At 63.7% G+C, this 21,911-nt stretch carries 27 protein-coding genes and 1 tRNA gene; 15 read left to right on the top strand and 13 right to left on the bottom strand.

Going from position 1 to position 21,911, the window contains the following annotated elements:
- Genes ACUXVA_RS19830 through ACUXVA_RS19820 form a run of 3 tightly spaced genes read right to left on the bottom strand, consistent with a single transcriptional unit; the run spans window position 1 to window position 1,611 of the window.
- Complete coding sequence (locus ACUXVA_RS19830) at window positions 1-618, bottom strand: NADH-quinone oxidoreductase subunit C (protein ID WP_445487661.1); 618 nt, start codon at window positions 616-618, stop codon at window positions 1-3.
- A gap of 10 nt (window positions 619-628) precedes the next feature.
- Window positions 629-1,225: a NuoB/complex I 20 kDa subunit family protein gene (locus tag ACUXVA_RS19825; protein WP_265083740.1), complete on the bottom strand. Its 597-nt coding sequence runs from the start codon at window positions 1,223-1,225 to the stop codon at window positions 629-631.
- Window positions 1,226-1,245: 20 nt separating this feature from the next.
- Entirely contained in the window at window positions 1,246-1,611 is a 366-nt protein-coding gene (locus tag ACUXVA_RS19820; protein WP_265078778.1) for an NADH-quinone oxidoreductase subunit A, read from the bottom strand.
- A 293-nt stretch (window positions 1,612-1,904) separates the two neighbouring features.
- Here ACUXVA_RS19820 and ACUXVA_RS19815 point away from each other — a divergent pair, with 293 nt between their 5' ends.
- Window positions 1,905-2,435 (top strand): hypothetical protein, encoded by a 531-nt coding sequence (locus ACUXVA_RS19815; RefSeq protein ID WP_445487659.1) that lies wholly within the window; start codon window positions 1,905-1,907, stop codon window positions 2,433-2,435.
- 352 nt (window positions 2,436-2,787) lie between these two features.
- Here ACUXVA_RS19815 and ACUXVA_RS19810 read toward each other — a convergent pair whose 3' ends face one another.
- On the bottom strand, window positions 2,788-2,979 hold the full coding sequence (locus ACUXVA_RS19810) for a hypothetical protein (protein WP_445487658.1): 192 nt from the start codon (window positions 2,977-2,979) through the stop codon (window positions 2,788-2,790).
- 289 nt (window positions 2,980-3,268) lie between these two features.
- Between ACUXVA_RS19810 and ACUXVA_RS19805 the strand changes: the two genes are divergently transcribed.
- Window positions 3,269-3,397: a hypothetical protein gene (locus ACUXVA_RS19805; RefSeq protein WP_445487656.1), complete on the top strand. Its 129-nt coding sequence runs from the start codon at window positions 3,269-3,271 to the stop codon at window positions 3,395-3,397.
- Between the two features lie 809 nt (window positions 3,398-4,206).
- Here ACUXVA_RS19805 and ACUXVA_RS19800 read toward each other — a convergent pair.
- Window positions 4,207-4,283, bottom strand: a tRNA-Asp gene (locus ACUXVA_RS19800).
- Between the two features lie 220 nt (window positions 4,284-4,503).
- Between ACUXVA_RS19800 and ACUXVA_RS19795 the strand changes: the two genes are divergently transcribed.
- From ACUXVA_RS19795 to ACUXVA_RS19775, 5 genes are all read left to right on the top strand, one after another.
- On the top strand, window positions 4,504-4,854 hold the full coding sequence (locus ACUXVA_RS19795) for an HU family DNA-binding protein (RefSeq protein ID WP_265078781.1): 351 nt from the start codon (window positions 4,504-4,506) through the stop codon (window positions 4,852-4,854).
- A gap of 73 nt (window positions 4,855-4,927) precedes the next feature.
- On the top strand, window positions 4,928-6,184 hold the full coding sequence (gene pepT, locus ACUXVA_RS19790; protein WP_265078782.1) for a peptidase T: 1,257 nt from the start codon (window positions 4,928-4,930) through the stop codon (window positions 6,182-6,184).
- A gap of 129 nt (window positions 6,185-6,313) precedes the next feature.
- Window positions 6,314-7,033, top strand: a complete 720-nt coding sequence (locus ACUXVA_RS19785; protein ID WP_445487653.1) for an FkbM family methyltransferase — start codon at window positions 6,314-6,316, stop codon at window positions 7,031-7,033.
- Complete coding sequence (locus ACUXVA_RS19780) at window positions 6,978-7,196, top strand: hypothetical protein (protein ID WP_445487651.1); 219 nt, start codon at window positions 6,978-6,980, stop codon at window positions 7,194-7,196. The genes ACUXVA_RS19785 and ACUXVA_RS19780 overlap by 56 nt, the downstream gene beginning before the upstream one ends.
- A 165-nt stretch (window positions 7,197-7,361) precedes the next feature.
- The gene (locus ACUXVA_RS19775; RefSeq protein WP_265078784.1) at window positions 7,362-8,534 is read left to right on the top strand and encodes an MFS transporter; all 1,173 of its coding nucleotides are present in this window, start codon (window positions 7,362-7,364) and stop codon (window positions 8,532-8,534) included.
- A gap of 8 nt (window positions 8,535-8,542) precedes the next feature.
- On the opposite strand, the gene ACUXVA_RS19770 is transcribed toward ACUXVA_RS19775, so the two are convergent.
- Window positions 8,543-9,229 (bottom strand): SGNH/GDSL hydrolase family protein, encoded by a 687-nt coding sequence (locus ACUXVA_RS19770; protein WP_445487649.1) that lies wholly within the window; start codon window positions 9,227-9,229, stop codon window positions 8,543-8,545.
- Between the two features lie 106 nt (window positions 9,230-9,335).
- On the opposite strand from ACUXVA_RS19770, the gene fabG reads away from it, so the two are divergent.
- The gene (fabG, locus tag ACUXVA_RS19765) at window positions 9,336-10,019 is read left to right on the top strand and encodes a 3-oxoacyl-ACP reductase FabG (protein ID WP_265078786.1); all 684 of its coding nucleotides are present in this window, start codon (window positions 9,336-9,338) and stop codon (window positions 10,017-10,019) included.
- Window positions 10,020-10,156: 137 nt separating this feature from the next.
- Here the strand turns inward: fabG and ACUXVA_RS19760 are convergent, their stop codons facing one another.
- Both ACUXVA_RS19760 and ACUXVA_RS19755 read right to left on the bottom strand, forming a co-directional pair.
- Window positions 10,157-12,184 (bottom strand): DEAD/DEAH box helicase, encoded by a 2,028-nt coding sequence (locus tag ACUXVA_RS19760; protein ID WP_265078787.1) that lies wholly within the window; start codon window positions 12,182-12,184, stop codon window positions 10,157-10,159.
- A 269-nt stretch (window positions 12,185-12,453) separates the two neighbouring features.
- A complete protein-coding gene (locus tag ACUXVA_RS19755) occupies window positions 12,454-12,924 on the bottom strand; it encodes an MgtC/SapB family protein (RefSeq protein ID WP_445487646.1) in 471 nt (156 codons plus the stop codon).
- Window positions 12,925-13,047: 123 nt separating this feature from the next.
- Between ACUXVA_RS19755 and ACUXVA_RS19750 the strand changes: the two genes are divergently transcribed.
- On the top strand, window positions 13,048-13,725 hold the full coding sequence (locus ACUXVA_RS19750) for a DUF2161 domain-containing phosphodiesterase (RefSeq protein ID WP_445487644.1): 678 nt from the start codon (window positions 13,048-13,050) through the stop codon (window positions 13,723-13,725).
- 130 nt (window positions 13,726-13,855) lie between these two features.
- Window positions 13,856-14,158 (top strand): hypothetical protein, encoded by a 303-nt coding sequence (locus tag ACUXVA_RS19745; RefSeq protein WP_265078790.1) that lies wholly within the window; start codon window positions 13,856-13,858, stop codon window positions 14,156-14,158.
- 47 nt (window positions 14,159-14,205) lie between these two features.
- Here the strand turns inward: ACUXVA_RS19745 and ACUXVA_RS19740 are convergent, their stop codons facing one another.
- On the bottom strand, window positions 14,206-14,823 hold the full coding sequence (locus ACUXVA_RS19740) for a GNAT family N-acetyltransferase (RefSeq protein ID WP_445487642.1): 618 nt from the start codon (window positions 14,821-14,823) through the stop codon (window positions 14,206-14,208).
- 232 nt (window positions 14,824-15,055) lie between these two features.
- Here ACUXVA_RS19740 and ACUXVA_RS19735 point away from each other — a divergent pair, with 232 nt between their 5' ends.
- Window positions 15,056-15,844 (top strand): cobalamin-binding protein, encoded by a 789-nt coding sequence (locus tag ACUXVA_RS19735; RefSeq protein WP_265078792.1) that lies wholly within the window; start codon window positions 15,056-15,058, stop codon window positions 15,842-15,844.
- A 173-nt stretch (window positions 15,845-16,017) separates the two neighbouring features.
- Here the strand turns inward: ACUXVA_RS19735 and ACUXVA_RS19730 are convergent, their stop codons facing one another.
- Window positions 16,018-17,298 carry an ArgE/DapE family deacylase gene (locus tag ACUXVA_RS19730; protein WP_445487639.1) on the bottom strand — a complete coding sequence of 427 codons (1,281 nt, stop codon included), beginning with the start codon at window positions 17,296-17,298 and terminating at the stop codon, window positions 16,018-16,020.
- A gap of 136 nt (window positions 17,299-17,434) precedes the next feature.
- Between ACUXVA_RS19730 and ACUXVA_RS19725 the strand changes: the two genes are divergently transcribed.
- On the top strand, window positions 17,435-17,587 hold the full coding sequence (locus ACUXVA_RS19725) for a hypothetical protein (RefSeq protein WP_265078794.1): 153 nt from the start codon (window positions 17,435-17,437) through the stop codon (window positions 17,585-17,587).
- Between the two features lie 25 nt (window positions 17,588-17,612).
- Entirely contained in the window at window positions 17,613-17,855 is a 243-nt protein-coding gene (locus ACUXVA_RS19720) for a DUF6719 family protein (protein WP_265078795.1), read from the top strand.
- A gap of 93 nt (window positions 17,856-17,948) precedes the next feature.
- Here the strand turns inward: ACUXVA_RS19720 and ACUXVA_RS19715 are convergent, their stop codons facing one another.
- Together ACUXVA_RS19715 and ACUXVA_RS19710 are read right to left on the bottom strand one after the other, a co-directional pair.
- Window positions 17,949-18,332, bottom strand: coding sequence for a hypothetical protein (locus ACUXVA_RS19715; protein ID WP_413776372.1), 384 nt, complete (start codon window positions 18,330-18,332; stop codon window positions 17,949-17,951).
- Between the two features lie 34 nt (window positions 18,333-18,366).
- Complete coding sequence (locus ACUXVA_RS19710; protein ID WP_265078797.1) at window positions 18,367-18,525, bottom strand: hypothetical protein; 159 nt, start codon at window positions 18,523-18,525, stop codon at window positions 18,367-18,369.
- Window positions 18,526-19,274: 749 nt separating this feature from the next.
- Here ACUXVA_RS19710 and ACUXVA_RS19705 point away from each other — a divergent pair.
- A complete protein-coding gene (locus tag ACUXVA_RS19705; RefSeq protein ID WP_265078798.1) occupies window positions 19,275-19,421 on the top strand; it encodes a hypothetical protein in 147 nt (48 codons plus the stop codon).
- 10 nt (window positions 19,422-19,431) lie between these two features.
- Here ACUXVA_RS19705 and ACUXVA_RS19700 read toward each other — a convergent pair whose 3' ends face one another.
- Window positions 19,432-19,974, bottom strand: a complete 543-nt coding sequence (locus ACUXVA_RS19700; protein WP_265078799.1) for a CreA family protein — start codon at window positions 19,972-19,974, stop codon at window positions 19,432-19,434.
- Between the two features lie 216 nt (window positions 19,975-20,190).
- Here ACUXVA_RS19700 and ACUXVA_RS19695 point away from each other — a divergent pair, with 216 nt between their 5' ends.
- The gene (locus tag ACUXVA_RS19695; RefSeq protein ID WP_445487635.1) at window positions 20,191-21,855 is read left to right on the top strand and encodes a L,D-transpeptidase family protein; all 1,665 of its coding nucleotides are present in this window, start codon (window positions 20,191-20,193) and stop codon (window positions 21,853-21,855) included.
- Window positions 21,856-21,911 lie beyond the last annotated feature (56 nt).

Raw genomic sequence — 21,911 nt, 5'->3', positions numbered from 1 at the left:
CTAGCTCCCAGCCTTGTCGGTGGCCTTCTCATCGCCCGGGATGGTGTAGTCGGCACCTTCCCATGGCGAGAGGAAATCGAACTTGCGGAATTCCTGATTGAGCCGGACCGGCTCATAAACCACGCGCTTTTCCTGATCGTCGTAGCGCACTTCGACGAAGCCGGAGAGCGGGAAGTCCTTGCGCAGCGGGTGGCCATCAAAACCATAATCGGTCAACAGCCGGCGCATGTCGGGATGGCCGGTGAAGATCACGCCATAGAGATCGTAGGTCTCGCGCTCGAACCAGTCGGCACCGGGAAACACCGTGATGATCGATGGCACCTGGGTGGTCTCGGAGGCCGCGGCCTTGAGCCGGATGCGGGCGTTCAGCGTCGGCGACATCAGGTGGTAGACCACCTCGAAGCGCTGCTCGCGGCCGGGATAGTCCACCGCGGTGACGTCGATGAAGTTGACGAAGCGGCAGCCGGGGTCGTCACGCAGGAAGCGCACGACATCGACGATCCTGGCGGCCTCGACCGCAAGGGTCAGATCGCCGAAAGCGACCGAGGCGCCGGTGACAGCGCCGGGCAGCGCGCTGACGATCGTCTGGCCCAGCGTGTTGAGTGTGCCGTCGTCCATAACTTCAGCCTTAACGTTCGATGGTTCCGGTGCGTCGGATCTTCTTCTGCAGCAGCAGCACGCCGTAGAGCAACGCCTCGGCGGTCGGCGGGCAGCCGGGCACGTAGATGTCGACGGGCACGATGCGATCGCAGCCGCGCACCACCGAATAGGAATAGTGGTAGTAGCCGCCGCCATTGGCGCAGGAGCCCATCGAGATGACGTAGCGCGGCTCCGGCATCTGGTCGTAGACCTTGCGCAGCGCCGGGGCCATCTTGTTGGTCAGCGTGCCGGCCACGATCATCACGTCGGACTGCCGCGGCGAGGCGCGCGGCGCGAAGCCGAAACGCTCGACGTCGTAGCGCGGCATCGACACCTGCATCATCTCGACGGCGCAGCAGGCCAGACCGAAGGTCATCCACATCAGCGAGCCGGTGCGGGCCCAGGTGATCAGGTCGTCGGCGGCGGCGATGAAGAAGCCCTTGTCGGACAGCTCGGCATTGACCTCGAGGAAATACGGATCGTTCGCCCCCACCGGCTTGCCGGTGTTGGGATCGATGATGCCGGAGGGCGCACGCGCCACCAGCGGCTGCGCGCCGACCGGCCGGGCCGACGGCGTCGGCTGCATTGAGGACGAGGACACGGGGCTCAATCCCATTCGAGCGCGCCTTTCTTCCATTCGTAGGCGAAGCCGACGGTGAGCACGCCGAGGAATACAATCATCGACCAGAAGCCGGTGGCGCCGAGCTTCCCGAAGGCCACCGCCCAGGGAAACAGGAACGCCACTTCGAGATCGAAGATGATGAACAGGATCGCCACCAGATAGAACCGCACGTCGAACTTCATGCGGGCGTCATCAAAAGCGTTGAATCCGCATTCATAGGCGGACAGCTTTTCCGGATCCGGGCTCTGATAAGCGACCAGGAAGGGGGCGATCAGCAGCGCCGCGCCGATCACCGTCGCAATGCCGATAAAGACCACGAGTGGAAGATAGTTCTGCAAGATGCCGTTCATCGGCGATCCCTTACCCCGCGGCGCCCGCCCGCAGATTCGAAGACATTGGAATTGTTCGAGGCTTAGCGCAGCGCAACAAGGGGCGCAAGACGCGCAACGCCAGCTACGCACTCCCCTGCACGGCTGGACTGCGCCCGGCGATGACCTGGGAACAGCGACGCTCCGGAACGCCGCCACACGGCTCGCTGCAGCATCGCGTGCAGTTCGCCTCTGTCCACTTCCAAAGGTTGTATATATCTTGCCATAAATCTAAGAGTGCATGAAATTGTTTGTGCACGTTTGGGAGAAACGTCATGGCAGAAGCCCCATCCTTTTCCGACGAAGCCATCCAGGCAGCCGTCGCCTCGGCAAAGTTCTATTACGACAAGCGCGACCTCCAGGCCGAACGGCCGCAACTCGGCCTCGACGACGGGCATATGGCCATATGGCCAAACGTCGTTGCGAGGCGCGCTCCCGAGCTCGTTTTAACTCGTCACCCACCGAGCCGCTCGATAGGGCGGACGTCCTCACAGATGGCCTTTTGCCGCCGCACCCTCAGGTCGATACTTCTCGGTTTGGCCATAAAAGGTCTGATCGGATCCCCCGCTGTCGTCGCCGCCGAGCTTAGCTGCGCGCACTACGCTGTCTTTAAAAAGCTCCCGAACGGCTTTCGGGAAATCGCGAGCGGCAGTCTCGTCGGCGGTGCCGAGATATTCGTTTTATCGAACGGCTATTGCACCTGCGACAACGGCCCCGCGCTTTCACGTTATTCTGGTCGGCCGGCTCCTCTGGGCGAACACTGGTCATGTCGTCATGCATCCGGCGACGAGCTTGAGGTCAGGTAGTGGTATCTGCACCGCCGAAACACATGCGGCGGCCTCCCGCCGAAGCCAGCACCATCACGCGATCAGCTAAACAACAAAGCCCGCACAACGCCGCAGCCGCACTTAGCGGCCGTCTAGGCTACGGTCTGCATGATGTCCTGGGATATCCACTTCGCCAACCCGATCGAATTGCCGTCGGGCAAGCTTCTCTTCACTCTGCGGGATGCCGGTCTTCACTCTGCGGGATGCCGGCCTCCACATCGTCGGCCTGCCGAAGGCCGAGCAGAACAAGCCGGCTTGGCAGAACGCGATGCATGTTCTCATTCAGGCGGCGGATCATCTCGGCCCGGCCCGGCACGACTATAAGGCCGATCTAATTCTCATGGAGACGGTACTGCTGCTCAGCGTCGTCGGCGAGTTCCGTGGTATCGGCATCGTTCAACAGCCGCGAGATCCGCCAGCCCTCAACATTCCAGCTTTCAAGGGATCTTCGCCGGAGGCGGTGGGCAGCGATGATGAGGCGGGCCTTTCGGATTGGATCGAGGCGCTTGAGATCGTCGATCATCTGCGTCGCTCCTGTGTCACATACCGGACCCAACAGGAGGAATCGCACTACGTTCCATCCAGCGCCCCGATGGCCTCCATCACGAGCAGCCGGCGAAAGCCCGTGCGAACAGGTCCTCCCGATGCGCCCAACGGGCAAGACGCGTCGGTACATTCGTCGGTAGATGCTCAGCTGGACGGCTTCGCTTCCTTGCACGACTTCCGGATTGACAGCGGCCGGTGGCGCAGTTCTCTAAAGCACCATGGGACAGATCGACCAGGCAAAGCGGTGCCCTCACTGCGGATCGCAAATGGCGCTGGCGCTGCCGCCGGGCGGGCGCGGCCCGCGCATGCTGCGCTGCTTCGAGTGCGACGGCCCCGATCCGATCAAGAGCGAAGCGGTAAACTGGATCAGGGGCGAGCTTCGCCCGCCAAAATAGGTCGCGGCTCCAGGTTTGACCGAGCTTGCTGACTAGGCGGTCCAGCAGCCGCCCGCCTCATAGCAACGACCTGGATGATGCAATTTTGAAACCGACTGCTTCACCCCTGCACTAGTGAGGGACGATATCAGTTTTTGCGTCCTCTGGCGGCCGTTCCCCATTGCCGCCAGCGCTTCGCTCAACTTCGGCGCAGCACTTCCTGCATTGAAACGTCTGAATCTCAAAGTGCACGCCGAGGACCGGGTGAGGGCTCCGCCGCGTCAAGCCCATGTACGCTCCGCATACGCACTCAAGACGATGGTGAGATCCGAAGTGGGGCAACAGAAACTCCAGCGAATGATTCGTGCAATCTTAGATGGAAGGCTTGGAGTTTGTCTGTCCGATGGGTAGCTTAAGGGGCGATGCTCGCCTGATTGATCTCAGGGTGGCGAATGAACCTGCCGTGGCCAATGGTGCCGGCGAGATCCAGCAACGCCATATCGCAAGTTTTCAGACATGCGCCGCTCAGGTGCCGTCGAAGCCACGACTGGCAGAGTCGATCCCGCGGCGCTCGCCGGCAAGATGGCCAATTCGATCGACACCAATCGCGATCTGCAGGCCACCTACCGGCCTCACAGCGCGGCGCTGGTTCGGCTCGCAGCCGAAGCGCGGGCGCGTGGCGGTCTCTGCTGCGCTCTGCAGGCACCAAGGAAGGCGCCGCGTGATGGCGAACGAGAACGAAACAGGCGCACGGAGTCGAAAGTGCCTTGGGATGGAGTCGAAACTGGAATTCGGGGGATCTGCTAAGGTGCTGAACCAGTTTATAAAACTGGCGCGAGAGACGGGACTCGAACCCGCGACCTCTGCCGTGACAGGGCAGCGCTCTAACCAACTGAGCTACTCCCGCGTGGATCGTTTGCAATCCCGCAGTGAGGGTGGACATAAAGGGGTGACCAATTGAAGTCAAGGACGTTGCGAAAGCCCTTTTTCATTCGGCCTTCGATGATCGCCGATGCGAATAACCGGCTATTTGCAGGGCAAACAGCGTAGTCAGCCGGCCCCCGAATCGTTTAAGCCCTGCGGGCCTTAGGTTTCCAGGATCACACCAACGAGGAGGGCCAGAATTCATGGCGAAAAAAGCAGTTACCGCGACCCCGGCCGCAGCGAAGACCGCCGCTGCAGCCAAAAAGGCCGCCGCCCCCGCCACCGTCACCCTCAAGCACCTCGCCGCCGCCCTGGCGGAAGAGCATGAGTTGTCGAAGAAGAAGGCAGAAGAGATTCTCGGCGACATGGTCGGCCGCATCACCAAGCACCTCAAGAAGGGCGAGCGGATTCGCATCGTCGGTCTCGGCATCCTGCAGGTGCGCAAGCGCGCCGCCCGCATGGGCCGCAACCCCGCCACCGGCGAAGCGATCCAGATCAAGGCCAGCAAGAAGGTCGCGTTCCGCGCCGCCAAGGAACTGAAGGAAGCCGTCTAGGCTTTATCAGCGATTCGACACTCCGGGCCGCCGCGCGGCGGTCCGGGACGGTGCGCCCTCCAGCCATACGGTGATGCCAGTGACCTCCATCGCGTTCACGCACACCGTCACCGAGCGCTTCCTGCGCTATGTGGTGATCGACACCCAGTCCGATCCCTCCTCCCCCACCTGCCCGTCCACCGAAAAGCAGAAGGATCTCGGCCGCCTGCTCGCCGCCGAGCTGCGCGAGATCGGGCTCGCCGACGCGCATCTGGACGAGCACGGCTACGTCTACGCAACGATCCCCGCGACATCCGACAAAAAAGTGCCGGTGATCTGCTTCTGCTCGCACATGGACACCTCGCCGGATTGCACCGGAAAGGACGTCAAGCCGCAGATCGTCAGCAATTATCAGGGCGGCGACATCGTGCTGCCCGGCGACCCAACGCAGGTGATCCGCGCCGCCGACAACCCGGCTTTGGCCGACCAGATCGGCCACGACATCATCACCTCCGACGGCACCACGCTGCTCGGCGCCGACAACAAGGCCGGCCTCGCCGAGATCATGGACGCGGCGCGCTTCCTGGTCGCCAACCCCGCCATCAAGCACGGCGTCATCAAAATCCTGTTCACGCCGGACGAGGAGATCGGCCGCGGCGTCGACAAGGTCGACCTGCAAAAACTCGGCGCCGATTTCGCCTACACCATGGACGGCGAGACCGCCGGCCACATCGAGGACGAGACCTTTTCGGCTGATGGCACGGTGATCACCATCGAGGGGGTCAGCACCCATCCCGGCTTCGCCAAGGGCAAGATGGAGCACGCCATCAAGATCGCGGCGGCGATCGTCGACCGGCTGCCCAAGGACTCCTGCTCGCCCGAGACCACCGAGGGCAAGGAAGGTTTCCTGCATCCGATCAGCATTTCCGGCGCGCTGGAAAAAGCCACGGTGAGTTTCATCGTGCGCGATTTCACCGATGCCGGGCTCGCCGAAAAGGAAGCGCTGCTGCATGCCATCGTCGACGATGTGATGCGCGACTATCCGCATTCCACCGCGTCGCTGGAGATCAAGCACCAGTACCGCAACATGAAGCAGGTGATCGACCTGCATCCTCATATCGTCGACTACGCAATGGAGGCGATCCGCCGCGCTGGCCTTGAGCCGAAGCGCACCAGCATCCGCGGCGGCACCGACGGCTCGCGGCTGTCGTTCATGGGCCTGCCCTGCCCCAACATTTTTGCGGGCGAACATGCCTTCCACGGCCGCACCGAATGGGTCAGCCGCCAGGACATGGAAAAGGCCGTGCAGACCATCGTGCATCTGGCGATGATCTGGGAAGAACGCGCCTAAGGCTGCCAGCGCCCAGCCGAATACCTGCGACAATCTGCGCTGCCAGAATGGCGGCACGCGACGATCTCGCCCGGCTGAATCCCTCGCGGTTTGATGCACTGGTCCGTTCATGACGAACGGAAACAGCCAGTGATCGATTCAACTGACGACTCCCTGGTGGCCCTGCTCGCGCCCGCGCGCCTGACTCATATTGTCGACATCGGCGCCAATCCGATCGACGGCGACGCGCCCTACAAGGCGATGCTGGAACGCCGCCTCTGCCGCGTCACCGGATTCGATCCGCATCCCCAGGCGCTGGCCCGGCTCAACGCCGCCAAGGGCGATCTCGAAACCTATCTGCCCTATGCGATCGGCGATGGTGAGACTCATACGCTGAAAATCTGCCGTGGCATCGGCTTCGCCAGCCTGCTGCAGCCCGACGACAAGACGCTGATGCATTTCCCGCGCTTCACGGAACTCGGCCGCGTGATCGGCGAATCGACGCTCGCCACACAGCGGCTGGACGACATCGCCGAACTGACGCCCTTCGACCTGCTGAAGATCGACATTCAGGGATCGGAACTGTCGGTGTTCCGCCACGGCCGCGCACGGCTGACCCGGGCCGTCGCCGTTCACACCGAGGTTTCCTTCGTGCCGCTGTACAAGGATCAGCCGGTGTTCGGCGACGTCGATCTGGAACTGCGCAGCCTCGGCTTCATCCCGCACATGTTCGCGGCCATCAACAAGAAGATGATCGCGCCGATGATGGGGCCCAATCCGGCCGCAGCCCTCAACCAGTCTGGTCGAGGCCGACGTGGTCTATGTGCGCAATTTCATCGAGGCCGAGGCGATGGACGCCGAGCAGCTTAAGCATCTCGCGCTCGTCGCGCACCATTGCTACGGCTCGTTCGACCTCGCGGCTAACTGCCTGCATCACCTGGTTCGCCGCAAGGCGGTGCCCGCCGACGCCGGCAATCGCTACGTCCAGCGGCTGGCGGCGGCCCGCCCGGCGCCCGTGCGCGCCACCGCCTGACGCCCACGACGCGGCGGCAACGCTGGCATCGCCGCTCCCGCGATTTTGATGGCCGCATGATGCAGGGCTGCATCCCCCTCACGCGCCTCGCCAAAGCACCCCGCCCATGCCATTTCTGACTCGGATGCTGCGCCGCACCATGGACAGCCCCGGAGCCACGATTCGATGATATCCCGTCCCATTCTCGCGCTGGCCGCCGCCTCGTTCGGCATCGGCACCACCGAATTCGTCATCATGGGGCTGCTGCCCGATGTTGCCGGCGACTTCGGCGTCAGCATTCCGCAGGCGGGCTATCTGGTGTCCGGCTATGCCATGGGCGTGGTGGTCGGCGCCCCCATCGTGGCCATTGCCACTGCCGGCCTGCCGCGCAAGACCGCATTGCTGGCGCTGATGGCGGTGTTCATCATCGGCAATCTCGGCTGCGCGCTGGCGCCGACCTACGGCCTGCTGATGACCGCGCGCGTGGTCACCGCTTTCGCCCACGGCGCGTTCTTCGGTATCGGCGCGGTGGTCGCCAGCAACCTCGTCGCCAGCGAGCAGCGCGCGCAGGCGGTCTCGCTGATGTTCGCCGGCCTGACGCTCGCCAATGTGCTCGGCGTGCCGTTCGGCACCGCGCTCGGCCAGTTCGCCGGCTGGCGCGCGGCGTTCTGGGCGGTGGTCGCGATCGGGCTCGTGGCCGGGCTGGCGATCACCCGCTACGTGCCCTCCGGCCTGCCCGGCACGCGCGGCGGCCTCGCCCGCGAGTTCCGCACCCTGGGCCGCTGGCCGGTGCTGCTGCCGATGCTGATCTCGACGCTGGCCTCGGTGAGTATGTTCAGCCTGTTCACCTACATCACGCCGCTCTTGGAAGACGTCACCGGCCTCACGCCGCACGGCGTCACCGGCGCGCTGCTGGCGATCGGCGTCGGCCTCACCGTCGGCAATTTCTTCGGCGGCCGCTTCGCCGACCGCAACCTGCTGCGCACGGTGGTCGGCGGCTTCTGCGGGTTGATGGCCGTCCTGACCGCGCTGGCCTTCGTCAGCCACGCCATGGTCCCGACGCTGGCACTGCTGGTGCTGTGGGGCGGGCTTGCCTTCGCGCTGGTGTCGCCGCTGCAGATCTGGGTGGTCGATGCCGCCACCGACGCGCCGAACCTCGCATCGACCCTGAACCAGGGCGCCTTCAATCTCGGCAATGCCGTCGGCGCCTGGCTCGGCGGCGTGGCCCTGACCGCGGGCGCCCACTATGGGCAGTTGCCGCTGCTGGCCGCGCTGGTCGCCGCCGCGGCGCTCGGACTGACGCTCACGGCCTTCGTGCATCCGCGGACGCGGCCGGTGCAGATGCGGCCGGCGGAGTAGTTGCGACGCTAGCTGGCCGACTCTGCCAGCGCATTGCAGAGCGCCTGGGACACCATGCGCGTGCTCCACTCGCTCTGGTGCAACCGTTCACCGTCGGTCGGATCGGTCATCCAGTCGAACGAAATGCCGTCGATTTCGTGCCAGTGCCGCATCAGGGCAAAACGTCGAAACAGTTGCAGATCCCTGCCGGGCCGGGCCGCTACGATCTCGTCTATCCGCTGCACCATCTCCAGCGTCTGTTTGCGCCGTTCGGGCCGTAGCAGCGCCGGCGCGTATTGCAGGTCCATCACCAGTACGTCGATGCTCGCCTTGCAGATCGCATCGAGCCCTTGTTCGATCGCCGCCACGACCTGACCGCCGGCATAGTTCTCCTCGTGAAAAATCGCATTGGTCCCCACCTGCCAGATAATCATGGCGGGCTTCTCGCCGGCAGCCTTGCGTAAGCGGTCCAGTTCCTCCGGCGCGTCTTCGCCGCCGACGCCGCGCTTGACCACATCGATCATGCAGGGCTTGAATTTTTCGCGCAGCGCGCGCTCGAGCGAGTAAGGATATGGAAGGATGTCGCCCCTGCCCGCGGTCGATGACGACCCCACGGCAATGATCCTGACCACGTCATCATGCTTGATGGCGTTCTTCAGATTTGGAAATGCGTGCGGAAAACGCACGACGTCGGCCGGGGTCTTCGGACTCGCCATGCGCACATCCGTTCATCAAGGTCCGCGCGCGGCAGCCCTTGCGTCGCCGCGTGCAAGCTGTTCTTTTTCTCATGAAATATCGTGTACCGGCTAGAGAGAAACCCGCATGAACGGAAAAATCGTCGTCGTCACCGGCGCCTCCGGCGCACTCGGCCAGGTCGTGGTGAAAATGGCGCGCGGTCGCGGCGCGCGCGTGGCCGAGATCGATCACGCCATCCAGGCCGCAGACGGCAAGACCGCGGATCGCCTGCAGGTCGGCGGCGTCGATCTCGCGGATGCGGCGCAGGCGGGCCAGGCCATCGCCGCCACGGTCGCGCATTTCGGCGGCATCGACGTGCTGATCAACATCGCTGGCGCCTTTTCCTACCAGACCGTCGGCGACGGCGACACCGCGACCTGGGAGAAGATGCACCGGCTCAACCTGCTCACCGCGCTGAACGCCTCGCGCACCGCGATCCCGCATCTGGTGGCATCGAAAGCCGGACGCATCGTCAATATCGGCGCCATCGGCGCGCTGCAGGCCGGCGCCGGCATGGGCCCCTACGCAGCATCGAAGTCCGGCGTGCATCGCCTCACCGAGACTCTGGCCGCCGAGTTGAAGGGCAAGGTTACGGTCAACGCCGTATTGCCCTCGACCATCGACACGGCGGCCAACCGCCGCGACATGCCCAGTGCCGATTTCTCGAAGTGGGTGCGCGCCGACGAACTCGCCGAGGTCATTCTGTTTCTCGCCAGCGACGCCGCCAGCGCCGTCACCGGCGCGCTGCTGCCGGTCAGCGGTCGGGTGTAAATTTGCAGTTCGCTATCGCTGTCGTCACCCGCGAAGGCGGGTGACCCAGTAAACGTTGTCGATGCGTCGTGTCATCAACGTCGCCGAATACTGGGTCGCCCGGTCAAGCCGTACGACGACAGTCTGCGCCTTGGCTCTTAGCCCTTGTTCTTCTTGCCGAAGGCCGGCTTCTCGAATCCGGCGGCGCCTTCGCGCTTGGCCTTGGCGACATAAGGCGGCTTGTCGGCGCGCGGCTTCTTCACATAGGGCACACGCTCGCCCTGCGGCTTGTCGTAGCTCGGCTTGCCTTCGTAAGTAGGCTTGCCCTCGTAGCGCGGCTTGTCACCGGCATAGGGCTTGCGGTCGCCCTTGTCGTTCCAGGACTTCTCCTTGTAGGACGACTTGTCCTTGAAGTCCGGCCGGTCGCCGTCGGAGCTCTTGCTGTAGCTCGGCTTGCGCTTGGCATTGGAGTAGTCGCGATCTTCCGGCTTCGGACGCGACGAGGCGATGGCGCCTTCCGGGCCGTTCGGCAGCGGCTCGATGCGGATGTTGTCTTCCTTGTCCGGACGCTTGACCATGACCAGGAATTTTTCGACCGCGCCCGCGGCGATCTCGAATTCCGAGTTGGCGTCGTAGATCTTAATGGCGCCGATGTCGTTCTTCTCGATGCCGCCGCGACGGCAGATCATCGGCAGCAGCCAGCGGGCTTCGGCGTTCTTCTGCCGGCCGATGGCGGCGCGGAACCACATGGAGCCTTCGCCCATGCTCTCGCGCGGCTTCGACTTCGGCCGCACCTGGCGCGGACCGTCATGACCGTCGGTGTTGCGCGCATCGCGGCCACGCACCGGCGCGCGATCGTCGCGGCCGCGGAACGTGCCGGGATCCTGCACCTCTTCCGGCGCCGGCAGACGCGCGCGATAGAGACGCGCCAGCGCCGCGGCGATGTCCTCGGCCGAACGTTCGGCCAGCATGGCGCGGGCCAGCGTCAGATCTTCCTCGGTGGACTCCTCGGTGAACAAGGTGTCCTTCAGCATGCGTTGCTGATCGAGGGTGCGGATTTCCTCGACGGTCGGCGCGCTGCCCCAGACAGCATCGATGCCGCCGAGATTGAGCAGCAGTTCGGCGCGCCGCTTGCGCGACGGCGGCACCAGCAGGACGCTGACGCCCTTCTTGCCGGCGCGGCCTGTGCGGCCGGAGCGATGCTGCATCACTTCGGCGTCGTTCGGCAGGTCGGCGTGAATGACGAGGCCGAGATTGGGCAGATCGATGCCGCGCGCGGCGACGTCGGTGGCGACGCAGACCCGGGCGCGGCCATCGCGCAGCGCCTGCAGCGCCGAGGTGCGCTCGTTCTGGGTCAGCTCGCCGGAGAGAGCGACCACCGAGAAGCCGCGCTCCTGCAGCACGGTCTGCAGATGACGGACCGCGTTGCGGGTGTTGCAGAACACGATGGTGCTGGGCGACTCGAAGTAGCGCAGCACGTTGACCACGGCGTGGTCGACGTCGTTCGGCGAAATACGGATGGCACGATATTCGATGTCGGAATGGCCGCCATCGGCGCCGGCGACTTCAACGCGGAACGCCTGCTGCTGATACTGCTTGGCCAGCGCGACGATGCCGCGCGGCAGCGTTGCCGAGAACAGCAGCGTGCGGCGGGTCGACGGCGTGGTCTTGAGGATGAACTCCATGTCCTCGCGAAAACCCATGTCGAGCATCTCGTCGGCTTCGTCGAGCACCACGGCCTTGAGCTGCGAGACATCGAGGCGGTTGCGGCGGAGATGGTCGCAGAGACGGCCGGGCGTGCCGACGACGATATGGGCGCCTTCGGCGAGGTCGCGCTGCTCCTTGCGCGGATCCATGCCGCCGACGCAGGACACGACGCGCGCGCCGGCATATTTGTAGAGCCAGGTCAGTTCGCCGTGCACCTGCAAAGCGAGTTCGCGGGTTGGCGCGACGATCAGCGCCAGCGGCAGACCGGCCTTCGGCAGCTTCTCGGCGCCTTCCAGCAGGTTGTCGGCAATGGCTAGGCCGTAGGCCACGGTCTTGCCGGAGCCGGTCTGGGCGGAGACCAGCAGATCGCGTCCGGCGGCGTCATCGGCCAGCACGGCGGCCTGCACCGGGGTGGATTCACTGTAGTTGCGCTCGGCCAACGCGCGGGCGAGCGACGGACCTGTCGATAGAAATGTCACGGGGATGTAAACCTTGGTTTCAAGGACCGCTGTGCGGTCGGGACCCAATTGGACCAAACGGAAACGAATCTGCCGCCCCTCATATCGGGCGGTCACGTCGGGTCCAGGAGTCCGGTACGGGTGGTTGACGCTGCTTTACGCTGCTCTGCAGCAAAATGCCACTCATTGCTGCCATGTGCGGACGAAATCGTCAGAATCCGCGGAAAATGGTCAATGCGGCGTCGTCATCGATCCGGATATCGCGACATTTGCAAGAATAGCTGCCGGTTTCAGCCCGCCTCGGTCTTGCCCTCGCCCTCGCCATCGCCCTCGCGCTTGAACGGCACCAGCAGCCACAAGGTCATGAACGTGGCGAAGGAGATCACGACAGCCACGTCATAGGCGCCGAGGCCGACCGCCGCACCGGTGGCGCCGGTCGACCACAGGCTGGCGGCGGTGGCGGTGCCGTGTACCGAGCCGTTGTGCTTGAGGATGGCGCCGCCACCGATGAAGCCCATGCCGGTCATTAATCCCTCGATGATGCGCGCGGTGCCTTCGGGGTGGCCATTGAGAACGCCCTCGGTCGCCTGCACGATGCCGCAGGTCGCCAACGCGACCAGCGGGAAGGTCCGCAGGCCGGCGCTGCGCTCGGCGCGTTCTCGGTTCCAGCCGATCGGCAGCGCCAGCACATAGGTAATCGCCAGCGCTACGAGGTGCGGCAGAACACGAAAACTATCCGACATTTCAAGAAGTCGCTGCAAGGAGGTCTCCGGGCTCCGCGCCGGTCAGAGCGGCCCCCAGGCTGCCGTCGCGCGCGATCCGGTCTAAACTCAAGCATTGAGTCGCGGTTCCAGCGACCCATCGTCTCACTGCGCAGGCCCGTTTTGGAAACCACCCTCTACCTACCGGTCAAGAACTTCCTCGAAGGCCTCGGCTTCACCGTCAAGGGCGAGATCGGCGGCTGCGACCTGGTGGCACTGAAGGGCGACGATCCGCCGCTCGTGGTGATCGGCGAATTGAAACTGACCTTCAATCTCGAACTGCTGCTTCAGGGCGTCGACCGCGCCGGCGCCTGTGACGAGGTCTGGCTGGCGGCCAAACTGTCGATCCGCGGCAAGGGCCGCGAGAGCGATGCGCGCTATCGCAACCTGTGCCGCCGCCTCGGCTTCGGACTGCTGGGGATCACCGATGCCGGCGGCGTCGAGATCCTGGTGCCGCCCGCGACCGCGGCGCCGCGCCGCAATCCGAAGAAGCGTTCGCGCCTGGTGAGCGAGCACATCCGGCGCAAGGGCGATCCGGTGCTCGGCGGCAGCACGCGGGCGCCGATCATGACCGCCTACCGGCAGCAGGCGCTTGCCTGTGCCGCGGCGCTGGTAGAAGGCCCGCGCAAGGTGCGCGAACTGACGCCGGACTATCCCGACGCGCAGAAGATCCTGCATCGCAATGTCTATGGCTGGTTCGATCGCGCCGAGCGCGGCTCTTACTTACTTACCGAAGCCGGCCACGCCGCGCTGAAGCGCTGGCCGCAACCGGTGCCAACTGCTTCCGCCGCGACCGACTAAACGACGCGTTGATGGCGGCGAGAGCAGCTTCAGCAAAAGGTGATGTGCATGGCTGCATTGTCGCGAGCAATTCATATTGCAATGCAACATTGGCTCAATTACGTATCTCAAATCAACATTGAGGCGAGAGATGAGCGAAGACTGGAATACGAAGTATGGCACGCGTCGCGTCAGGCGCGACCCGCCGACCCTGGAAGAAGCGATCTTCGCCGCCATGGGCATCACCGAAGATCTGGACCAGCAGGCCGAGATCGCCGCGGCGCTGATGGGCATGCCGCTCGACGCCGTGCAGACCGAAGTGAAGAAGGCCAGCCGCACCGCCGCGCGTTCGACGCGGGTGATTGCAGGCGAACAGGGCGCACAGCGCTCGATCATCGTGGAACGTAAGGTGTCACGCAGGATCGTCGGCAACGACAAGCGCGTCGGCGCGTAACACGCGCGCGCTCGAGGCAGGGCGATATCGCCCTGCCGCAGCCTCGCTTACGAGGCTTTTCCCAATCCATACATCTTCATGACCAGACCCCAGCAGGCGCGGTTGTAGTCAACCAGCGCACGGCCGATATCGAGTCCCGAGGTGCGCGCCGCGACCATGCCGGGCATCGGCGACTGCTTGAGATCGATGGTCCCCGTCGATTCACCGTGGCGGAACGACAGCTTGGCGCCGAACTTGTTGGCCAGCGCGCGCATCGCATCGTTCTGTGCGCCGGTGGTGATGCGCAGGCTCTCATAGCCAAGCGAGCACGCTTTATCGATCAATCTGGTGAACAGGATGCTACCGACGCCCTGGCGGCGCACGCAGGCCTCCACGCTGAAGGCGATCTCCGGCAGCGAGCCGGGCGACAGGTCGGGCTGGTGCAGTTCGGCAGCGCCGCGCACCACGCCATCCTCGAAATAGGCAAGGATGATGGTGCCGTCGCTGACGCACTGCATCGCGTAGCGCGCCAAAAAATTGTCATCCAGCGAACCGTTGAAACGATCGCGACGGCTTTCGCGGTCAAGACGCAACATATGTTCACGAAACAGCGGCAACTCTCGTGCCGTCAATGTCCGGACGCTGCCGGGGGCCTGCGTCGGAACGGTCTTTAAAGCGTTTTGCATCGTCAGAACTCCGTTTAGGAGCCCTCGAAGCGGCGTCGATTCCCTACAGCCTTATATTGTGCATCGCACCATAATGTTCAACCCCCGCCTCCGCCTCAAATGTCGGCAAGCCCTGCAAACAATGGCTGAAAGCCATGCAACCTTAACCAACTCCTAACGCCCCGGCCGCGTCGTCCCCGCAAGATCGCTGTCGAAATGTGACACGCACGGCGCGGGCTGGCATATCGACGTCATGCACCACTACCCGCCCCGAAGGATCGTCTGCCTCACCGAAGAGACGGTGGAGACGCTGTATCTGCTCGGCGAGCAGGATCGCATCGTCGGCGTCTCCGGCTATGCCGTGCGGCCACCGCAGGTACGCCGCGAGAAGCCGCGGGTGTCCTCGTTCCTGTCCGCCGACATGCCGAAGATCCTCGCGCTCGATCCCGATCTGGTGCTGTGCTTTTCCGACCTGCAGGCCGACATAGCGAGCGCCCTGGTCCGCGAAGGCATCGCGATCCACGTTTTCAACCAGCGCAGCGTCAAAGGCATCCTGGCGATGATCCGCATGCTCGGCGCGATGGTCGATGCGACCGACCGCGCCGAGCAGCTCGCCTTGCAGTACGAGCAGCGACTGGCCGAGGTGGCAGCTTCGGGAAGACAGCATCCCGTGCGGCCGAAAGTGTATTTCGAGGAATGGGACGGCCCGCTGATCACCGGCATCGGCTGGGTCTCCGAGCTGATCGAGATTGCCGGCGGCGACGACGTGTTTCCCAAGCTACGGGCCGAGAAGGCCGCGAAGCACCGGATCGTCACCGAGGACGATGTTCGCGCGGCTGCCCCGGACGTGATCCTAGCCTCGTGGTGCGGCAAGAAGGTGGTGCCGGACAAGATCCGGCACCGGCCGGGCTGGGCGGACATTCCCGCGGTGCGCGACAACCGCATCGTCGAGATCAAATCGCCGCTGATCCTGCAGCCCGGGCCCGCAGCCTTGACCGACGGCCTCGATGCCATCGTCGCAGCGCTATGGCCTGCCGATTAACGCAGGTCGTGCTCCCCGGATGCTGCGCAACGCGCGGCGTTTGCCGCGTGGTGCGCTGCTGGTCCGGGGTCCCGGTATCGCAAAGGCAAGGCAACCGGGATCCCGGATCTGCGGAGCGGCATAAGAATGCCGCACCGCGTCCGGGGAAACGAGAGATTCACAGCGATCGCATACTACACCGCCTCCACGCCGCACCATTCGGCGATGAACAACGCCGTCGCCTTGGTGGATTTGCGCAGCGATTCCAGATCGACATATTCGTTGAAGCCGTGCATCGCCTGGCCATCGGCGCCGAAGCACAGGCTGGGGATGTCGTAGTTCAGCCCGTAGAAGCGCGTGTCGGTCAGCGCGGTGAAGACCAGGTCCGGCGTGGCCCCGCCATAGACGGCGTCATAGGCCTTTCCGAACGCCGCTTCCGGTGCGGCGGAGTCTTTTAGCTCGTAGCCTTCCGATAGAAAGCCCGACCACTCGACCTGCGGCGGGTTGTTGGACAGGAAGCGATGATCGCGCGCAGCCTTGTTGATGCAGGCGAGAATCTCGGCCTGATGATCGGCCACCGACCAGCCCGGCAGGATCGCGATCCGGCAATCGATATCGCACCATGCCGGCACGCTGGACGCCCAGTCGCCGCCCTTGATGATGCCGGGATTGAAGTTGATCGGGTGGTTCACATTCTTGAAATGCGGATCGTTGACCGCGCGCTTGTTCCATTCGATCTCGAGCTGCCCGACCGCGTGGATCAGATGATAGGCCGCGGTGATCGCATTGGCGCCGGAGCCCGCCTCGAACACATGGACGGGGAAGCCGCGCACCTTCAATCGAAACCAGATCACGCCGACCTGCGAGCGCACCATCTTGCCGGCGGTGGGCTCGGGAATGAAGCAGGCATCGGCGCGGTAGCCGCGCTGCAGCGTTGACAGCGCGCCGACACCGGTCGACTCCTCCTCGATCACCGACTGGAAGTGAATGCGCGCGGTCGGCTTCAGCCCGGCTGCCTTGATGGCATCCAGCGCGTACAGCGCCCCGATGGTGCCCGATTTCATGTCGCAGGCGCCGCGGCCATACATCCTGCCGTCCTTGATGACAGGCGAGAATGGCGGGTTGTCCCACATGTCGAGCGGACCGGTCGGCACCACGTCGCAGTGGCCCTGCAGGATCAGCGATTGGCCGGCATTGGTGGCCGGACGATAGGTGCCGACCACAGTGCGGGCACGGGAGAAATCGTGTTCGATCGGCCCAAAGCCTCTGAGGTCCTTGAGATCCTCGACGTCGATGTGCCAGTCGTCGACCTCGTAGCCGCGCTGGCGCAGCAGGTCGCCGATCATGTCCTGGCACGGGCCTTCGGCGCCGCGCGTGGAAGGAATGGCGACGAAGTCCTGGGTGGTCTTCAATTGGGCGTCAAAGCCGGCATCGACGGCATCGAGAATCTTGCGGTGAAGGTCGGTGGCGTTCATCAGTCGTAGGCTCCAGAAATCGCGGTTCCATGATCCAAGCACAATCTGCGCCACCACGCAGGTGTTATGTCGGCTATGAGAATCGCGGGCGTATCTTTACAATCCGCATTCGAGCCAGAGCTCACGGAGAGGCTTCATGTCCGGCAACCGCAACGTGCTATTCCTGATCATCGGCGCACTGATCGTCGGCATCGGAGTGCTCGGCTACAATCTCTACCAGACCAAGAAAGAACCGAGCGGCGTTCAGATCAACGTCGGTCCGGACGGTCTGAAGATTCAGAACAAGTGACGCGCAACAAGTGAGGGAGGGTCAGATGCGCCCGTCAATCGGATTATTGGGCGGGCTCGTCCTGCTTGCGATGACGATCCCCGCGAGCGCCGAGCAATATGCGCGAGAAAGTGACATCCCGGAACTGCGGCTCGGGCAGCGCATTCAGGTCGATGACGGGACGTGTCCCACGGGGCAGATCAAGGAAGTCACCGGCACCAATCTGACCGCCGGCGGCGTCAACCGTGTACGCAAATGCGTGCCCCGCCTCGGTACCAAGAAAAACTAGCATCGCATCTCACCGCAGTCGTCCTCGCGCAGCGATACGGCCCTGCAAGCGGCGATTGCAACGTGACCGAGCCGTGATGGCCAGCGGTGGCGGTTACTTTGCAGGCTCGAACATGCATTGCATGGTCGGCTTGGCGATCTGCGTGAAAGTCGTGCTGATCTGCGCCTGCTTGGACGGCGGAACCCAGTCGTGCTCGATGGTCGGCACGCCACGCTCACTGATGCCGCGCAATAGCGCCTCGCGAAGATCGGGATCTTCGACCGGGGCCAGGGCGTAATCGTAGAGACAGACGCAGACAGACTCCGGATGCGCCCAGCGGCTGACCATGTGGGGCGCGCACAGGCGCACGAACTCGCCGCGCTGGTCGGGCAGCTTCTTCCACGACCATATCTGCGCATGCACCGGTGACCCGAGCGCAAAACTGGCAAGGCTGGCGGCCAGAACGAATGCGGCCAAGGAACGAGGTCGGATCATCATGTCTGCTTTGCTGACCGGCTAATGTTGCTGACGTCTAGCGGGCAGCGACGATCATGGCCGGCGGCACGGGGTTCGACACTGATGCATGGTAGGAAAACGCGCCGATGCCCGGCAGGCCGTTGTCCACCGAGCCCGCCATAGATGGGCCGGTGAGAACGGATGCAAAAGCCAGGATGAAACTGAGGGTGCGCATTTGATGATCTCCTGTGAGCAGCGCTGTCTGCTGCGTCGTTGAGAGACCAATAGCCGTCCCCTGTTTCGGGACGTCGGCGCCGCCACTCAAAATGGTTTCGTGGCCGGCAAGATTTGTTTCATTGCCTCACTGTCAATGAAACACGACACAAGAACATAAATCATTTCAATGGATTACTGCGTTGAGCCCAATCCGGTCGGCGCCCAAGAGCGCCGTGCAAAAATGAACATCCATGGTGGTTTTTTGAGAGTCTAATGGTTCCCAAGGCAGTTGACGGTCAACTGCGCCGGGTGCCCGCAATTCATGCTCACCATCGAGTCTGAAAGATGCCGATCCCGAGGGGATACCGTCGCTGCGGTCTTCCGATGAGGACCCGAGGCGAGGGACAGGCAAGTTCAGGAGCGTCGCGACTGACTGCGGAAAGTATCGTGCGCAGAAAGCGGCAATGACGGACGGGTTCAATCTCGGCGGTTGTCTTGCCTTCAATGACTGACGGATCGCACGGCGCGAAAAGAATCCGAGTTGTCTTACGCCGTTAACAAAATTGAACGACAAGCTCGGTAAATCGACAAAGCAAGTGCGTGTGCAACCTTCAGGTCGACAGCGCGTTTGTTTTTACATCCAAGAGAAGGACTGCAGCGGTGGGAACCGATATTCTCCGTGGGGACGACTCGATTGCGGCCGGCGTGAATCGGCCCCTGCGGCCTGTCGTTCAAAGCCTGCGCCCCGCAGCAAAATGCCAAGGCGCGATGTCCCAGCAGGGCAGCGGCGCGCATGGCAACGAGTCCTATCCGCAGAAGCTGGTGCAACTGGTCGGCTACCGCGATCCCGAGATGCAGTTGGAGGCCTGGGGACGGCTGAAATTGAAACGCGCCGGGGGCGACGGTCTCAAGTAGGCGCGCCAATCTACTGGATGAAGTCGCCACACTTCTCGATGGCGCTGTCAGCCTGCCCCCACGGCATGATCGGAACCGACGAGGTCGAATTTTTCGGCGACCCTTCGATGATGCGGTCCGAGTACACCATATAGACCAGCACATTCCGCTTGGCGTCGCAGCCGCGAACGATTTGCATCTTCTTGAAGAACATCGAACGGCGCCGGCGGAACATGTCGTCGCCCTGCTCCACCTTGGCCTTGAACTTGATCGGGCCAATCTGGCGGCAGGCCAGTGAGATGTCCGAGACCTCCTCGGCCAGACCCAGCCAGCCCTTGAACCCGCCGCGCTCCGGCACCGTGAAGTGGCAGGCAACCCCCTCAACCTCGGGATCGTCGACACCGTAGGTGGCCAGCTTGTCGTTTGGGCTCAGCCATTTGAACACGGTGGAACGGCGGAAAATAAGATCCGGCTCGTCCGCAGCCTGGGCCGGAGCGGCGGCGAACGCAGCGAAGACGAGAAGCGCGCGCGCTATGCGTTGCAGGGAACTGGCGCCGGGGCGATCGGATGTCATGAAATTCTCCGTGAACGGTCCAGATTAGATAGGGAATTAATGGCTGCTCCGAAAGCGGCGGCGGTTGGCGTTAATCCAATGTGAGGCTTTTTTGCTACGCTGATGGCCAAATCGCCGGAGCCCAAATGGCTCAGCTGGTGAACCCGTTTCGCGTCTGCGAGACTAAACTATTAGACGAGATTCGAGGAATTTGGCGTGGACGCATTTCAGGTGGCTTTGGGCGCAGCGCGGCAATCCCAGCCGGCAAGCATGACTTTCAAGCATCCGTCGCTCCGAATTGTTTTTTTGGCCTTGGCCGGATTGTTCGCCGCCGCTCCGGCAGACGCGGCAATTTTCTGGTCGGACGACAACCCAACGGCGACGGTACAACCGGCGCCGCCGCCGCAGCAGCAGCAGCCGAAACGCCCGAAGCCGGCGCGCCGCATCGGTGCCAAGCCGGCGATTCAGACAAGAGAAGCCGCCAAACCGGTCGGCCCGCTGGTGATCGCCATTTCGATCGACCGGCAGACGCTGAAGATCTACGACGCCAACGGCCTGTATGCCGAAAGCCCGGTTTCGACCGGCATGCGCGGACATTCGACGCCGATGGGCGTGTTCAGCGTGATCCAGAAGAACAAGTATCACCGCTCGAACATCTACAGCGGCGCGCCGATGCCATACATGCAGCGCATCACCTGGTCCGGCGTGGCGATGCATGCCGGTGTGCTGCCCGGTTATCCGGCATCCCATGGCTGCATCCGCATGCCGATGGCCTTCGCCGTCAAACTGTGGGGCTGGACGCGCATGGGCGCCCGCGTCGTGATTGCGCCGGGCGAAGTGTCGCCGATTGAATTCTCCCACCCCTTGCTGACAACGCAGAAGCCCGCGCCGACGCCGGTAGCGTCAGCCGCGCCGCCGCTGGAAAAATCCCCGGCCGCAACACCCGTTAGTGCCCCGGGCGGCAAGCCAGACATGTCGTCGGCGAATCTCGGGTTGAAGCCGTCGACTGACGGGATCCAGGCCAAGGCAACCGTTGAGGCCGCGGGTGCTGCGAGGCGCGATCAAACCCAGACCGCTGATGCCAGCGGTGCGATACCTCAGGCAGCCGGCGTGGCTACCCTTTCCGATGTGTCGCAAGCGGCCGGCCGGGCGGAAAATACCCGTATCGGGCCAGCCAAGGCATTTTCCGCAGCCGAATTCGATGACAAGGCAACGGAGTTCCGTAACGCAACCGAAAAACTGCTCGACGGCGGAGCAACCCCGACTGCCAGCAACGAGACTGTCGCAGTCGCCCCGAAGATTCCGGCTCCCTCCAATACCGAGGCGACAGACCACAAGCCATCGGCCACGGCGAATGCCGTTGTCGTCGTGCCGGAGCCCGGCAAGGACCAGACCAGCCACCTCGACGACCAGACAGCGGGGATCAAACCCGATCCGGCCATTGCAACTGCCCCCAAACGTAACGGTCAGATCGCCGTGCTGGTCAGCAACAAGGACGGCAAGCTTTATGTTCGGCAGAATTTCGCACCGCTGTTCGATGTGCCCGTGACCATCGCCCCCAGCGATCGTCCGCTCGGCACCCACGTCTTTACCGCGCGGGCCGACAAGGATGACGCCAAGACGTTTCACTGGTCGGTGCTTTCCATGCCGGTGGCCGCCCGTGCCACCGACGACGGCAGCGCAACGCAGCGGCGGAAAAACACCGGCGCCATCGACATGAAACCGGCGCCCAAGGCGAACTCGGCCTCGGAAGCGCTGGACCGCATCTCGATCCCCGACGACACGATGGCGCGGATTACCGAGGCACTGGCGACGGGCGGCTCCCTCATCGTCTCTGATCTGGGCATTGCCGCAGGCGGCGAAACCGGCCAGGGCACCGACTTCATTGTGCCGCTGCGCTAGACCGCATTCATTGGCACCGTAACGACGTCTTGAGCGCGGTTGTTGCGGGATCCGGC

The sequence above is a fragment of the Rhodopseudomonas sp. RCAM05734 genome (assembly GCF_052658035.1).
This window is presented reverse-complemented; position numbering and strand designations above follow the sequence as displayed.